The sequence below is a fragment of the Methylobacterium sp. yr668 genome, assembly GCF_900116245.1.
In the GTDB taxonomy this organism is placed as follows: Bacteria; Pseudomonadota; Alphaproteobacteria; order Rhizobiales; family Beijerinckiaceae; genus Methylobacterium.
The window spans coordinates 49,794-62,764 of the sequence record NZ_FOZY01000024.1; the positions used below are offsets into that span (position 1 = coordinate 49,794).

The following is a 12,971-nucleotide window of genomic DNA, read 5'->3' on the forward strand; positions in this document are numbered from 1 at the left end:
CGCGGCCGACTCTCTCAGCGAGTCGGGATCGGCGTCGGGCCGCGGTAATCGTAGAAGCCGCGCTTGGCCTTCCGGCCGAGCCAGCCGGCCTCGACGTACTTCACGAGGAGCGGGCAGGGCCGGTACTTCGAATCGGCGAGGCCCTCGTAGAGAACCTGCATGACCGAGAGGCAGGTATCGAGGCCGATGAAGTCGGCCAGCTGCAGCGGGCCCATCGGGTGGTTCGCGCCGAGCTTCATGGCGGTGTCGATCGACTCGACCGATCCGACGCCCTCGTAGAGCGTGTAGATCGCCTCGTTGATCATCGGCAGCAGGATCCGGTTGACGATGAAGGCCGGGAAATCCTCCGACATCGTCGACGTCTTGCCGAGCTTCGCGATGAACGCCTTGGCCGACTCGTAGGTCGTGTCCTCGGTGGCGATGCCGCGGATCAGCTCGACGAGCTGCATCACCGGCACCGGGTTCATGAAGTGGATGCCGATGAACTTCTCCGGCCGGTCGGTCGCCGCCGCCAGCCGGGTGATGGAGATCGACGACGTGTTGGTCGCCACCAGGGTCTCCGGCCGCAGCGACCCGCACAGCGTGGTGAAGATCTCGCGCTTGGTCGCCTCGTTCTCGGTCGCCGCCTCGATGACGAGATCGCACGGGCCGAGGGCAGCGAAATCGCGGGCGGGGACGATGCGCGAGCGGGCCTCGCCGCTGTCGCCCTCGGTGAGCGTGCCCTTCGAGACGAGGCGCGCGAGGCTGCCCTCGATCACCGACAGCCCGTTCTCGAGCCGGGCGGGATCGCGGTCGTTCAGCAGAACCTCGAAGCCGGCGGTGGCGCAGACCTGCGCGATGCCGCTGCCCATCTGGCCCGCGCCGACGATGCCGACCCGCTTGATCTCCATATGCATGTGCCGACCTGTGCCCCCAAGGCGGATGCCGCAGCGCTGCCGCCCAGCTCTCTGGACGGCACGGACGCGACGGCACCGCGCGAAGTCTCGCCGCTGCTGCCTTCTAGACCAATCCTCGATCCGGAAGGAACCCGTGAAGCCGCGTTCTGCGACAATGCTCGCGGGTTGCCAGATCCGGTGCCGTTACTGGCCCTTGGCTTTGCCGATCTCGGATTGCAGCTCGGGAACGACCTGGAACAGGTCGCCGACGAGGCCGTAATCGGCCACCTGGAAGATCGGCGCGTCCTCATCCTTGTTGATGGCGACGATGACCTTCGAGTCCTTCATGCCGGCGAGGTGCTGGATCGCGCCCGAGATCCCCACCGCGACGTAGAGGTCCGGCGCCACGACCTTGCCGGTCTGACCCACCTGCCAGTCGTTCGGCGCGTAGCCCGCGTCCACGGCGGCTCGCGAGGCGCCGACGGCGGCACCGAGCGAGTCGGCCAGCGGCTCGATCAGCTCGTGAAACTTGTCCGAGGAGCCGAGCGAGCGGCCGCCGGAGACGATGATCCGCGCCGAGGCCAATTCCGGCCGGTCGGACTTGGCGATCTCCTCGCCCTTGAAGCTCGAGCCGCCCGCCTCGGGCGCGGCCGCCGATACGGCCTCCACCGGCGCCGGGGCGCCGCCCTCTTCGGCCGCCTTGAAGGCCGCCGTGCGCACGGTGATCACCTTCTTGCCGGCGGGCGCCTGCACGGTCTGGATGGCGTTGCCGGCGTAGATCGGCCGCTCGAACGTGTCGGGCGAGACCACCTTGATGATGTCGGAGACCTGCGCGACGTCGAGCAGGGCAGCCACGCGCGGCAGCACGTTCTTGCCCGTGGTCGAGGCCGAGGCGATGATCGTGTCGTACGGCTCGGCGATGGCGGCGATGAGCGCCGAGACCGGCTCGGCGAGGTCGTGGTCGTAGACGCCGTCCTCGGCGTTCAGGACCTTCTCGACGCCGTCGAGCTTGCCCGCGGCCTCGGCCACGGCCTTGGAGCCGGTGCCCAGCACGAGGGCGTGGACCGGCGCGCCGATCTCCTTGGCGGCGGCGAGCGCCTTCAGCGTGCTGTCCTTGATCTGGCCGTTGCCGTGCTCGACGAAGAGGAGTGTCGTCATGGTCTGCTGGTGCCCTCGAAGGTGGTGGCGCGGGGCTCGACCGTCGACCGGGAGCCCCGCCTCGGATCAGATGACGCCGGCTTCGACCTTGAGCTTCTGGACGAGCTCGGCCGCGGAGGCGACCTTCACGCCGGCCGAGCGGCCCGGCGGTTCGGCGGTCTTCAGCACCGTGAGCCGCGGCGTGACGTCGACGCCGAGCGCGTCGGGTGCCAGCTCCTCCAGGGGCTTCTTCTTGGCCTTCATGATGTTGGGCAGCGACGCGTAGCGCGGCTCGTTGAGGCGGAGGTCCGTCGTCACGATGGCCGGCAGCTTGAGGCTGACGGTCTGCAGGCCGCCGTCGACCTCGCGGGTGACGTCGAGGCTGCCCTCGCCGGGCTCGATCTTGTACGCGAAGGTGCCCTGAGGCCAGCCGAGCAGGGCGGCGAGCATCTGGCCGGTCTGGTTCGAGTCGTCGTCGATCGCCTGCTTGCCGAGGATGACGAGCTCCGGGCTCTCCTTCTCGACGACGGCCTTCAGGAGCTTCGCGACGGCGAGCGGCTCGCAGTTCACGTCGGTCTTCACCAGGATCGCCCGGTCGGCGCCCATGGCGAGTGCCGTGCGCAGCGTCTCCTGCGCCTGCTGCGGGCCGATCGACACGGCCACGATCTCGGTGACCTTGCCCTTCTCCTTCAGGCGGATCGCCTCCTCGACGGCGATCTCGTCGAAGGGGTTCATGGACATCTTGACGTTGGCGAGCTCGACGCCGGAGCCGTCGGCCTTGACGCGAATCTTGACGTTGTAGTCCACCACCCGCTTGACGGGCACCAGCACCTTCATGGCGGTCACGATCCTTCCCCGGAGGATTCTTGTCGTCGTGCAGGCCACTCCCACGGGCGCGCGAGGCGCAGCGTGGCCGGGGCACGCAAGGCGCCGGACCGTAACGGCCACATTTCCGCCTTGTCAACGCGGCGCCGTGGCGGCCCCGCGAAAACCGCGATGCCGGCTCAGCGATTGGCGCCGGGCACCCAGAGTACGTCGTCGGCCCCGTCGCCGTTCGCCGCCCGGCTCGCCACGAACAGGAAGTCCGACAGGCGGTTGAGGTAGCGCAGCGACTCCGGCGAGACCGTCTCGTCCTCCCGCGCCGCGAGGCTCACCGCGAGCCGCTCGGCGCGCCGGCAGACGGTCCGGGCGAGGTGCAGGGCTGCGGCAGCCGGCGAGCCGCCGGGCAGCACGAAGGATTTCAGCGGCGGGATCGCGGCGTTGAGCGCGTCGATGTCGCGCTCCAGCCGGTCGACCTGGCTCGCCACGATCCGCAGCGGCTCGTAGGGGAGGGGCTCGGGGGTCGGCGGCGTCGCGAGGTCGGCGCCGAGGTCGAACAGGTCGTTCTGGATCGCCCCCAGCATCCCGTCGAGGGGGCCCTGCGTGTGCAGGCGCGCCATGCCGATGCAGGCATTGGTCTCGTCGACGGTGCCGTAGGTCTCGACCCGCAGGTCCGCCTTCGAGCGCCGCTGCCCGTCCGCCAGCGCGGTCGTCCCCTTGTCGCCGGTCCTCGTGTAGATGCGGTTGAGCTTGACCACGGGGTGGCGTGCCTCAGAACGTGTAGCCGATCTTGCCGCCGAAATTGGTCAGGCCGCGGTTGTTGGCGCAGAGCCCGGCATTCGACATGTGCTCGACCGTCGCCATGATGCTCCAGTGCTCCGTCAGGCGGAAGCCCAGGGCGGCCGCCTCGCGGAACATCGGCGAGCAGCCGAGGGTGTTGAAGCCGTAGGGCGTCTCGGCCTTCGGGCCGGTCCAGCCGTTATGGGCCACGCCGCCGAAGAACCCGTCGAGGAACACGCGGCGGTTGAAGGTCTCGGGGAAGATCTCGAGCGTCCAGGTCGCGCCGAGATAGGCGTAGCTGGTCCGGCCGCCGGTGTTGTAGCTGCCGCCGACGGTCGGCCGCGGCATGAAGGCCTGCCAGAACGGATCGTCGCTGATGCGCGGCTTGGCGAACAGGATCTCGCCGTTGACGTTCGCCTTGCTGAATCCGGGGAGCTTGCCCTCGGCGCTCCCGGGATCCTGCACCGCGCCGCCGATCCGGATCTCCGACACGATGCTGAGCGGCTGGACGGGGGCCGCGTAGGCGGCGGGCGGCGGCGGCGCGAGGTCGGCGGCCGAAGCCGGCAGAATCGCCGCCCCGGTCAGAAGGCCGAACAGACGGAGGCGGGAAGGGGCAGTCATGCGGGCTCGGCCGGTTAGGCGCAGCGATTTGCTTCTACCGAGCGTAGCAGAGGCCCGCGCGGCGGGGCGGCCTATTCATCCTTCACCGGATCGAAAGGTGTTCGGTGCGGCGGCGCGGTCACACCCGGCCCGAAGCCCTCACGCCGAGCGCCACCAGACCACGCCCATGATGATCACGATCGCCACGAACTGCAGGAGGACGCGCAGGCGCATCAGCTTCTGCGAGAGGTTGACGCTGCCGCCGCGCATCATGTTGGCGAGACCCGCGACCAGGACCGCGGCGACGGCGAGGCAGGCAATCAGGACGAGGGTGTTGGACGACATGCGGTCGGGGATCCGGGTGGGGCGCGAGCCGCGATGCGGCTCGGCGCGTCGTTGAGGTCTCGGGCGCTCAGTTGCGGCGGAGCAGGCGCTCGAAATAGTCGAGTTCCTCGCGGGGGCGACTCGGGTCGCCGAGCTTGCGCCGCAGCTCCTCCATGATGCGCCGGGCGCGCTGGACCGCGGACTCGTCGGCCGTGGGGACGCGGACCCGCCCGTCGCTCATGTCGCGGCCGCGGGTCGGGCGCCCGAGGGGATCGTCGTCGCGCGCGCCGGCCTGACCCTGCTGGCCCGGCTGCTGGCCGCCCTCCTGCTGGCCCTCGCCCTGGCCCTCGGCCATCTCCTGCATCTGCTGGGCCATGCCGTCGGCGCCGCGCTTGAGGCCGTCGAGGGCGCGGCCCTGCGCGTCGACCGCGCCGTCCGAATCGCCGTCCTTCAGCGCGTTCTCGGCCTCGCGCATGGCGTCCTCGGCGTCGGAGAGGCCCTGCTCGCCGCGCATGCCGTTCTCCTTCATGCGCTTCTGAAGGTCCTCCAGCCGCTGCCGGAGCGCCTGCTGGCGCTCGCCGACGCCGCCCTGCTGGCCCTCGCCCTGCTGCCCCTGACCCTTCTGGCCCTGTTGGCCCTGACCCTGCTGGCCTTGCCCCTGCTGACCTTGCCCCTGCTGACCCTTCTGACCCTGCTGGCGCTGGCCCTGCTGCCCCTGGCCCTGCTGGCCGCGCTGTCCCTGCTGCGGCTGGCCGCGGTTCTGCGGGCGCTGGCCGTCGCGCTGCTCCTCGCCGTCCTTGAAGGTCTCGTCGCGCAGGCCCTGCTGCTCGCGCGACATCGCGTCGAGATCGCGCATCTGCTTCTGCATCTCGCGGGACGCCTGATCGGAGCGTCCGCCGCGCTCGGCGGTCTGGAGATTCTCCAGGATGTTGCGCAGCTGCTCCATCAGGCGTTGCGCCTCGGCGGTGTCGCCGCGCTTCATCGCCTCCGCCATGTCCTGGATCATCTTGTCGAGATCCTCCGGCGTGACGGTCTTGGTCTGCCCGTTGCTCTGGCCGCGCTCGCTCTGCTCGCGGGGCTCGCGGCCCTGCTTCTGCGCCATCTCGGACAGGAACTTGTCGAGCGCCTGCTTCAGGTCCTGCGTCAGGCGCTTGATCTCGTCGTCGGGCGCGTTGCGCTCGATCGCCTCCTTCAGCCGGTCCTGGGCCTGGCGGAGCTGCTTCTCGGCGTCCGACAGGTCGCCGTCCTCGATCTTGAGGGCCATCTCCCAGAGGAGGTCGGCCACCGCGACGAGGTCGGCATCCGTGCGGGCGCGGCGCAGGCGCTCGGTCGCGGTCCGCAGGCCGAGGAAGATCGCGGGCTGCGGCGTGTACGTGTCGGGCGCGACCAGCAGGGCGTCCAGCGCCCCCTGGACCCAGCGGCGATCGGTGTCTGGCGCGATGACGAGCCGGCGTCGCTGCTCGGCGAGCGCACGCGCCAGCGGCTCGCGGAACGGCCGCGCCGGCAGGACGATCTCGGTGTCCGCCGTGCGCCCCTCCTGGCCGGCCTCGTCCTTGACGACGATGTGGTAGCGGACCTTCGCGCCGGACAAGGGGCTCTCGGTGAGGTCCACGAGGGTCTTGGTGTCGGTGTCGCCGCTCGCGTCGCCCGGCAGCGCCAGGTTGATCTGCGGCACCGGGACCAGGGCCCGCGCGGATTTCAGCGGCTCGATCACCGCCTCGGCCGAGCTGATCCCGTAATCGTCCTTCGCCCGGTAGGTCAGGTTGAAGGTGCCGCGCCCGTTCACCTCGGGGCCGCCCACGGCGGTCACCTCCGGCGGCCGGTCGGGGATCGCGTCGACCGTGAGGCGCTGCTTGCCCGCGGGGGTCACGATCGTCAGCGCGGCGCCGCCGACGATGCGGTAGCGCTCCTCGCGCAGGTCGGCGCGCGCCTCCTGGCCCGGCACCGGGACGAGGCCGGCATTGGGCGTGAGGGTCGTCTCGGACGCGGCCTTGCCCTGGCCGGCGATCCGCACGATCAGCTGCGCGTTGACCGGCGCGCGCAGGTGCTGGTCGCTCCCGTCCATCGCGATCAGCAGCGGCGGAAGCCGCGTGTAGAGCGGCGGGTCGATCCAGCCGTCCACGCGGAAGTTCGGGCCGGGCGCCGCCGGCTCCTGCCAGTCGAAGGCGGCGCCGATCCGCTGGCGCCACTCGGGGCCGGCCACGAACAGGCTGGCGACCGCCGCGACCACCAGGCCGGCGCGCAGCGCGAAGGGATCGTGCCGGGTCATGCCCGGTCGCGGCAGGCCGACCCGCAGCGCCGAGATCGCCTGCGCGGCGCGGCGCTGGTGGAGGTCCCACAGCAGCCGGCTCCCCGGATCGGCGGCGCCGACGGCGAGGCTGTCCTGGGCGGCCGAGGCCGGCCCGTGCCGCAGCTTCGGATCGCGGGAGGCGGCCTCGCGGTCGAGCCGCGCCAGGGCGAGGCGCCGGTCCGGCCGGGCGATGTGGACCAGCGGCAGGAGCGCGGCGACGAGCAGGATGGCGAGGGCGCCGAGGCCGATCTGGCGCCAGAGCGGCGTGAGGTCGAGCCACACGCCCGCCCAGGAGACGACCAGGAAGAGCAGGAAGACGCCGATGCCGCGCCAGAGCACGGGCCAGGCCTGCTCCCACAGGGCGGCTGCCCGCGCCTGCGCCACGAGCCGGTCGAGCCGCGTGGACGCCGCGTCCGCTCCGCCCACCCGGGTCTTGCTCTCGGTGCCGTTGCTGCCGATCACGCCGACCGTTCCGCCTCACGCCGAAGGAGTGGCCCACGGAGCCGCGCCCGGCGGGCCCCGTCACACGTGCCTAGCATGGTGGGCCGCGCAGGTCGGCGGGTCAAATCGGCGCGACGCCGACCCGACCGGGGCGCGGTCAGTTGTGCGCCTGGATGAAGTTCCGCACCTGCGGGTAGATCTGCGACTCCCAGCGCCGGCCGGCGAAGACGCCGTAATGGCCGACGCCGGCCTGGAGGTGATGGGTCCGCATGTACTGGGCGAGGTCCGAGCACAGGTCGTGGGCCGCCATGGTCTGGCCGACGGCGCAGATGTCGTCCCGCTCGCCCTCGACCGTCATGAGCGCCGTGCGGCGGATCGCGCGCAGGTCGATCGGCTCGCCCCGATACGACACCGCGTTCCGGGCCAGGGCGTGGTCCTGGAACACGGTCTTGACCGTCTCGAGGTAGAAATCGGCGGCGAGATCGAGCACGGCGAAATACTCGTCGTAGAAGGACTCGATCGCCTCGGCCTTGTCGTGCTCGCCGTTGGCCATGTGCCAGAACAGGTCGGCGTGGCCCTGGACGTGGCGCTTGGCGTTCATCGCCATGAAGGCCGAGACCTGCACGAAACCCGGGTAGACCTTGCGGCCAGCCCCCTTGTGGCGGGACGGCACCGTCGCGATCAGGTTCTTCTCGAACCACTCGATCGGCTTGGAGGTCGCGAGTTCGTTCACGCCCGTCGGGTTGATCCGGCAATCCACCGGGCCGGCCATCAGGGTCATGCTGCGCGGGGCGGCCGGGTCCTTCGACTGCGCCATCGCGGCGGCGGCCACCAGGGCCTGCACGGCGGGCTGGCACACCGCCACCATGTGGGCGCCTTCGCCCATGGTCCGCAGGAACTGGATGAGGTGGCTCACGTAGTCGTCGAAGCCGAAGGTCCCGTCGGAGAGCGGCACGTCCCGGGCGTTGTGCCAGTCGGTGATGTAGACGTCGTGATCGGGCAGCATCGTGCGCACGGTGGCGCGGAGCAGCGTGGCGAAGTGGCCCGACATCGGCGCCACCATCAGCACCTTGGGCTGCTCGGTGTGGATGTCCTTCTTGAAGTGGAGCAGCGTGGCGAAGGGCGTGACCTCGACCGCCTCCTCGGAGACCGGGACGCTCCGGTTCCCGACATTCACCGAGTCGATGCCGTAGGGCGGCCGCGCGAAGGTCAGGCCCGCGCGCATCATCATCCGGGCCCCGGCGGACATCCAGGTCGCCGGCTCGCCCCACCCGACCCAGGGCGACCAGATGTCGTTCAGCAGCCGCCCCCACGCCCGGGTCTGGGCGGCCATGTCGGTCTGCAGATCGAACGCGTCGTACAGCATCGGGCAGGCACTCGCTTGAGCCCTGCCCGGCACGCGGGCCATCGGGGCGGCAACGTTGGCGGATGCCGGAGTGAGGGTTGCATCAGCGTGGCCGAGCAGGATGGGTCCCGTTCCCGAGTGCGGCAACTGTCCGATAGGCGGATGCGAACAAGAATCGTCGTGACGTGACTTTGATGCATCACGCGCTGCGCCGATCACATTCGGGTGTGCCGAATCGTCCGGCACACCCCCGCCGTCACGAGGCGCGGCGAATGACCGGGCGCGGGTCGGACTCGCTCCGACGATGCTCGCAGGCGACCTTGAGGTACCGGTCGCTGCCCCCGGGCAACCCGGCCTGGGCGGCCATCGTCTGGGCGTGCATCAGGCATTCCATCGGCGTGTGCGCCGGCGCGATGATGACGTCGAGGGCGGTGTCGCGCGAGCAGTCCTGGGCCAGCAGCGTGCCGGCACAGACGAGGGCAACGGAGAGCAATTCCGACATGACGGACCTCAGCTTCGAGTGATCGAAAGGTCCGCGGGGTGCTCCGGCGTGCGAGCCACCGCGTTGTCGTTGCCTGGTCGCTTCCTCCGGTTGCTGAAGACTTGAAGCACGTCATGTGCCAGCGCAGCACGACGCGTCCCTTGAGAGGTGCAACGCCGTCCGGGCCGGACTCAGTCGCGGGCGGGAAGCCAGCGCGTCTCCGGCTCGTCGGCGGGCAGGAGCGCCGCGACCGCGTCGAGGTCGACCACGTACTGATCGGTGAGGCGCTGCCACATCTCGACCGGCGAGGCGACCTGCGGCCGGAGCCCGTCGAGGGCGCGGGCGAGCAGGGCCGCATTGACGAGCTTCGGGCGCGGCACGAGCGGGTCAGCGTTCAGCATCGATGACGATCCCATTGGAGTGACGCCATCCTGCGTCGATCGTGGTTAACGATGGGTTACGTGCCGCCTCGACAACTTGCGCTGTTCTTGCGGATGCTCCCGCGCCGGGCTCTGAGCTGGATTCCCCGGCGCCCCGCTCACGCCGAGGCACCGCCAGACCTGAGCAACGCTGTCCGCGGACGCACCGGGCCGCGCGGGATCGCGCAGGCGAATCCACGCGCGTTCGCCAGGGCGTCGGCACCCGCTCGAGTTCACAAGCCGGACCCCTTCCCTTATCAGGCAGGCGCATCGAGCCTGTCCCGGCCGACGAAGTGCCGCCGCGCAGGGCGCGCACGGCTCCGGTCGCGCGGCTCCGGTCGATTGTGCGAACGGGACATCATGGACGCCAAACCTGAAGCGATCGGCGCGACGCGGGAGCCGACGGCGCGACTCGTGCTCGCGTCCGCTTCGCCCCGCCGTCTCGCGCTGCTCCAGCAGATCGGGATCGAGCCCGCGGCGCTCCTGCCCGCCGAGATCGACGAGACACCGCGCAAGGCCGAGCCGCCGCGCGAGCTGGCGCGGCGCCTCGCGCGGACGAAGCTCGCCACCGCCGAGGCGGCGCTCCACCTGGAGGACACGACGACGCCGACCTGGCTTCTCTCGGCCGACACGGTCGTCGCGGTCGGGCGGCGCGTCCTGCCGAAGGCCGAGATCCCCGACGAGGCCGCGGATTGCCTGCGCCTGCTCTCGGGCCGGCAGCACCGGGTCTACACGGCGGTCTGCGTGCTCTCGCCCCGCGGGCGCCGCGAGCGGATCGTCGAGAGCCGCGTCCGGTTCAAGCGGCTCTCGGGCCGGGACATCCAGGGCTACGTGGCCTCGGGCGAGTGGCGCGGCAAAGCCGGCGGCTACGCGATCCAGGGCCTGGCCGGGGCCTTCGTGGTCAAGCTGGTCGGCTCGTACAGCGGCGTGGTCGGCCTGCCGCTCTACGAGACCCTGAGCCTGCTCGACGGCGAGGGGTATCCTGTGCGGGCCGGGTGGGGCGCCCTCGCATGAACCGCGAACGCCGGCCGCCGCCCTGTCCGATCTGCCGGAAACCGTCCGCGCCGGACTTCCAGCCGTTCTGCTCCCAGCGCTGCGCCGACGTCGATCTGGGGCGCTGGCTCAACGAGCGCTACGCGATCCCCGAGGAGCTCGATCCCGACGCGCCGCCGCCCCCGCCGGATCCGGAGCGCTGAATTTTTCGGCCTTCCGGTCCCGTCGATGTCACGCGAGGCTGGACAGGCCGCCAAGCACTCACTATACCCCGCGACGTCCGAGGCCGGCACCGGCGCGGACGACGCCCAGGTAGCTCAGTTGGTAGAGCATGCGACTGAAAATCGCAGTGTCGGCGGTTCGACTCCGTCCCTGGGCACCATCATCCCGCTGAGCGCCCGACCATCGGATCGGTAGAGCCGGCGACAGGATTCTCGATTTTCTGACAATACTCGGCTGCAGGTCGCGCGCGTCCGCGCGTCCTGATCAGCGCGTCTCCGCGTCGCGCAGGTGCAGGTAGGTCGGATCGAATTCGGCCGCTTCCTGCAGCCCGGCCCAGTCGTGGACGGTGAGGCGGCGACCCCGGAGCGTGATCAGGCCGGCGGCTTTGAGATCGCGGATCGTCCGGTTGACGTGGACCGACGTGATCCCGAGGGCATCCGCGAGTTCGGGCTGCGTCATCGGCAGGTCGCAGGTCCGGTCGGGTGCCAGACCGACGGCGTCGAGGCGGGTCATCAGCTCGCAGAACAGATGAGCCATCCGCGCATACGCTTCCCGGCGCCCGGTGTTGAGCATCCATTCCCGGACCAGGGCGGCGTCCATCAGCGTCGCGCGCCAGAACACCTCGTTGAGGCGCGGGTGCGCCCGCAGCATCGCCCGGACCGTGTCGTGCTGGACGAAGCCGAGGCGGCAGGCGCTCACCGTGGCGATGTTGATGTCGAGCACCTCTAGGAACAGGCTCTGGAAATCCGGCACGTCCCCGGGGACGTGGTAGCTCATCACCTGCCGCTTGCCCGCGCGTGTCGACTTGTAGGTGCAGGCGATACCGCTGAGCAGCGTGAAGCTCCGGGACGGCCGGTCGCCCTCCCGAATGATGTCCTGGTTGGGCTCGAACTGGGCGACCTGCAGCGGGAGCGCGACGAGGGCGGCGCGCTCCGCGTCGGACAGCCGGAACAGGGCCACGGTCTCGATCCGGCGCAGGAACGGATCTCTGACCGACGGTTGGGGTGTCTCGTTCATCGCGCCTCGGCCGTCCGGCAGAAGCGCTCGGCGTCGCGCGGCCGGTCGTCCACCGTCGTTGGTCCCCGCGTAAGTGTAGGGTCCCGGTCGGGCGCGACCAGGGCGAGGGCCGGCACCGGGCGCCCTCGGTGAGGCCGGGACTGGAATTTCCCGGCCCGTCCGCGCACAGAAGTCCGGCGGCGCGGTCGCCGTTCAGCCTGACGGAAAGCCCGATGAACACGGCAGATCTCGCCCCGCACGCGCATCAGGTCCTGCGCGACGCGACCCTGCCCGAGCTGCCCCGGCACTACCGCGGCAAGGTCCGGGACAATTACGACCTTCCCGACGGCCGGCGCATCCTCATCACGTCGGATCGGATCAGCGCCTTCGACCGGGCGCTCGCGGCGATCCCGTTCAAGGGCCAGGTCCTGACCCAGACCGCCCGCTACTGGTTCGAGCAGACCGCCGACCTGTGCCCGAACCACGTCCTCGCCTATCCCGATCCCAACGTGGTGGTCGGCCGGCGCCTGGAGATCCTGCCCGTGGAGGTGGTGGTGCGCGGCTACCTCGCGGGCACCACGTCGACCTCGATCCTGACGCGCTACCGCGCGGGCGAGCGGGACATGTACGGCCACACCTTCCCCGACGGGATGCGGCCGAACCAGCGCCTGCCGGAGGCGATCATCACGCCGACCACCAAGGCGTTCGACGGCGGCCACGACGAGCCGCTCACCGAGGCGGAGATCCTCGAGCGCGGGTTGCTGACGCGCGCGCAGTGGGAGACCGTGTCGAGGGCGGCCCTGGCGCTGTTCGCGCGCGGGACGGCGCTCGCGGCGGAGCGCGGCCTGATCCTGGCCGACACGAAGTACGAGTTCGGCACGGATCCCGAGGGCCGGATCGTCCTCGCCGACGAGATCCACACGCCGGACAGCAGCCGGTACTGGTTCGCGCAGAGCTATCCCGAGCGCTTCGCCGCCGGTTCGGCTCCGGAGAGCTTCGACAAGGATTTCGTGCGCAACTGGGTCGTCGCCCGCTGCGACCCGTACAAGGACCCGATCCCTGAGATCCCCGCCGAGGTCGTCCTGGAGACCGCCGCGGTCTACATCCGCGCCTACGAGACGATCACGGGCAAGCGCTTCGTCCTGCCGGACCCGGCCGAGGAGCCCCTGGAGCGGATCCGGCGCAACATCGCCGCCTATCTCGCGGCGTAGCCTCGGGGTCGGGACAGGGGGTGCGGCGCCCGGCGCCG

At 70.8% G+C, this 12,971-nt stretch carries 14 protein-coding genes and 1 tRNA gene; 4 read left to right on the forward strand and 11 right to left on the reverse strand.

Annotated elements, in window-relative coordinates; translation table 11 throughout:
* Positions 1–14 precede the first annotated feature (14 nt).
* The 10 genes from BM419_RS23600 to BM419_RS23645 form a co-directional block, all read right to left on the reverse strand.
* Positions 15–896 carry a 3-hydroxybutyryl-CoA dehydrogenase gene (locus BM419_RS23600; RefSeq protein ID WP_026604743.1) on the reverse strand — a complete coding sequence of 294 codons (882 nt, stop codon included), beginning with the start codon at positions 894–896 and terminating at the stop codon, positions 15–17.
* 183 nt (positions 897–1,079) lie between these two features.
* Positions 1,080–2,033, reverse strand: a complete 954-nt coding sequence (locus BM419_RS23605) for an electron transfer flavoprotein subunit alpha/FixB family protein (protein ID WP_056528343.1) — start codon at positions 2,031–2,033, stop codon at positions 1,080–1,082.
* Positions 2,034–2,099: 66 nt separating this feature from the next.
* Positions 2,100–2,849 (reverse strand): electron transfer flavoprotein subunit beta/FixA family protein, encoded by a 750-nt coding sequence (locus tag BM419_RS23610; protein WP_056528346.1) that lies wholly within the window; start codon positions 2,847–2,849, stop codon positions 2,100–2,102.
* Between the two features lie 167 nt (positions 2,850–3,016).
* Entirely contained in the window at positions 3,017–3,589 is a 573-nt protein-coding gene (locus BM419_RS23615; protein ID WP_091927828.1) for a cob(I)yrinic acid a,c-diamide adenosyltransferase, read from the reverse strand.
* Between the two features lie 13 nt (positions 3,590–3,602).
* Positions 3,603–4,232 (reverse strand): acyloxyacyl hydrolase, encoded by a 630-nt coding sequence (locus BM419_RS23620; RefSeq protein ID WP_091927829.1) that lies wholly within the window; start codon positions 4,230–4,232, stop codon positions 3,603–3,605.
* A gap of 138 nt (positions 4,233–4,370) precedes the next feature.
* The gene (locus BM419_RS23625) at positions 4,371–4,556 is read right to left on the reverse strand and encodes a twin transmembrane helix small protein (protein WP_020091853.1); all 186 of its coding nucleotides are present in this window, start codon (positions 4,554–4,556) and stop codon (positions 4,371–4,373) included.
* Positions 4,557–4,623: 67 nt separating this feature from the next.
* Positions 4,624–7,287, reverse strand: a complete 2,664-nt coding sequence (locus BM419_RS23630) for a TIGR02302 family protein (protein WP_244540838.1) — start codon at positions 7,285–7,287, stop codon at positions 4,624–4,626.
* 136 nt (positions 7,288–7,423) lie between these two features.
* Positions 7,424–8,632 carry a polyhydroxyalkanoate depolymerase gene (gene phaZ, locus BM419_RS23635; RefSeq protein ID WP_091927830.1) on the reverse strand — a complete coding sequence of 403 codons (1,209 nt, stop codon included), beginning with the start codon at positions 8,630–8,632 and terminating at the stop codon, positions 7,424–7,426.
* Positions 8,633–8,867: 235 nt separating this feature from the next.
* Positions 8,868–9,113 (reverse strand): hypothetical protein, encoded by a 246-nt coding sequence (locus BM419_RS23640; RefSeq protein ID WP_056528359.1) that lies wholly within the window; start codon positions 9,111–9,113, stop codon positions 8,868–8,870.
* Positions 9,114–9,283: 170 nt separating this feature from the next.
* Complete coding sequence (locus BM419_RS23645) at positions 9,284–9,493, reverse strand: hypothetical protein (protein WP_020091857.1); 210 nt, start codon at positions 9,491–9,493, stop codon at positions 9,284–9,286.
* A 378-nt stretch (positions 9,494–9,871) separates the two neighbouring features.
* Here BM419_RS23645 and BM419_RS23650 point away from each other — a divergent pair, with 378 nt between their 5' ends.
* From BM419_RS23650 to BM419_RS23660, 3 genes are all read left to right on the forward strand, one after another.
* On the forward strand, positions 9,872–10,525 hold the full coding sequence (locus tag BM419_RS23650; protein WP_091927831.1) for a Maf-like protein: 654 nt from the start codon (positions 9,872–9,874) through the stop codon (positions 10,523–10,525).
* Positions 10,522–10,707 (forward strand): DNA gyrase inhibitor YacG, encoded by a 186-nt coding sequence (gene yacG, locus BM419_RS23655; protein WP_091927832.1) that lies wholly within the window; start codon positions 10,522–10,524, stop codon positions 10,705–10,707. Before BM419_RS23650 ends, yacG begins: the two co-directional genes overlap by 4 nt.
* A gap of 103 nt (positions 10,708–10,810) precedes the next feature.
* Positions 10,811–10,886: transfer RNA gene (locus tag BM419_RS23660), tRNA-Phe, on the forward strand.
* Positions 10,887–10,990: 104 nt separating this feature from the next.
* Here the strand turns inward: BM419_RS23660 and BM419_RS23665 are convergent.
* Entirely contained in the window at positions 10,991–11,743 is a 753-nt protein-coding gene (locus BM419_RS23665; RefSeq protein WP_020091860.1) for a Crp/Fnr family transcriptional regulator, read from the reverse strand.
* Positions 11,744–11,955: 212 nt separating this feature from the next.
* Here BM419_RS23665 and BM419_RS23670 point away from each other — a divergent pair, with 212 nt between their 5' ends.
* Positions 11,956–12,933, forward strand: a complete 978-nt coding sequence (locus BM419_RS23670; RefSeq protein WP_091927833.1) for a phosphoribosylaminoimidazolesuccinocarboxamide synthase — start codon at positions 11,956–11,958, stop codon at positions 12,931–12,933.
* Positions 12,934–12,971: the final 38 nt, after the last annotated feature.

Coding starts and splice junctions, on each gene's coding strand:
- BM419_RS23670 (WP_091927833.1), top strand. CDS start 11,956: ATGAACACGGCAGATCTCGCCCCGCACGCGCATCAGGTCCTGCGCGAC.
- BM419_RS23610 (WP_056528346.1), bottom strand. CDS start 2,849: ATGAAGGTGCTGGTGCCCGTCAAGCGGGTGGTGGACTACAACGTCAAG.
- BM419_RS23625 (WP_020091853.1), bottom strand. CDS start 4,556: ATGTCGTCCAACACCCTCGTCCTGATTGCCTGCCTCGCCGTCGCCGCG.
- BM419_RS23600 (WP_026604743.1), bottom strand. CDS start 896: ATGCATATGGAGATCAAGCGGGTCGGCATCGTCGGCGCGGGCCAGATG.
- BM419_RS23605 (WP_056528343.1), bottom strand. CDS start 2,033: ATGACGACACTCCTCTTCGTCGAGCACGGCAACGGCCAGATCAAGGAC.
- BM419_RS23650 (WP_091927831.1), top strand. CDS start 9,872: ATGGACGCCAAACCTGAAGCGATCGGCGCGACGCGGGAGCCGACGGCG.
- yacG (WP_091927832.1), top strand. CDS start 10,522: ATGAACCGCGAACGCCGGCCGCCGCCCTGTCCGATCTGCCGGAAACCG.
- BM419_RS23640 (WP_056528359.1), bottom strand. CDS start 9,113: ATGTCGGAATTGCTCTCCGTTGCCCTCGTCTGTGCCGGCACGCTGCTG.
- BM419_RS23645 (WP_020091857.1), bottom strand. CDS start 9,493: ATGCTGAACGCTGACCCGCTCGTGCCGCGCCCGAAGCTCGTCAATGCG.
- BM419_RS23620 (WP_091927829.1), bottom strand. CDS start 4,232: ATGACTGCCCCTTCCCGCCTCCGTCTGTTCGGCCTTCTGACCGGGGCG.
- BM419_RS23665 (WP_020091860.1), bottom strand. CDS start 11,743: ATGAACGAGACACCCCAACCGTCGGTCAGAGATCCGTTCCTGCGCCGG.
- phaZ (WP_091927830.1), bottom strand. CDS start 8,632: ATGCTGTACGACGCGTTCGATCTGCAGACCGACATGGCCGCCCAGACC.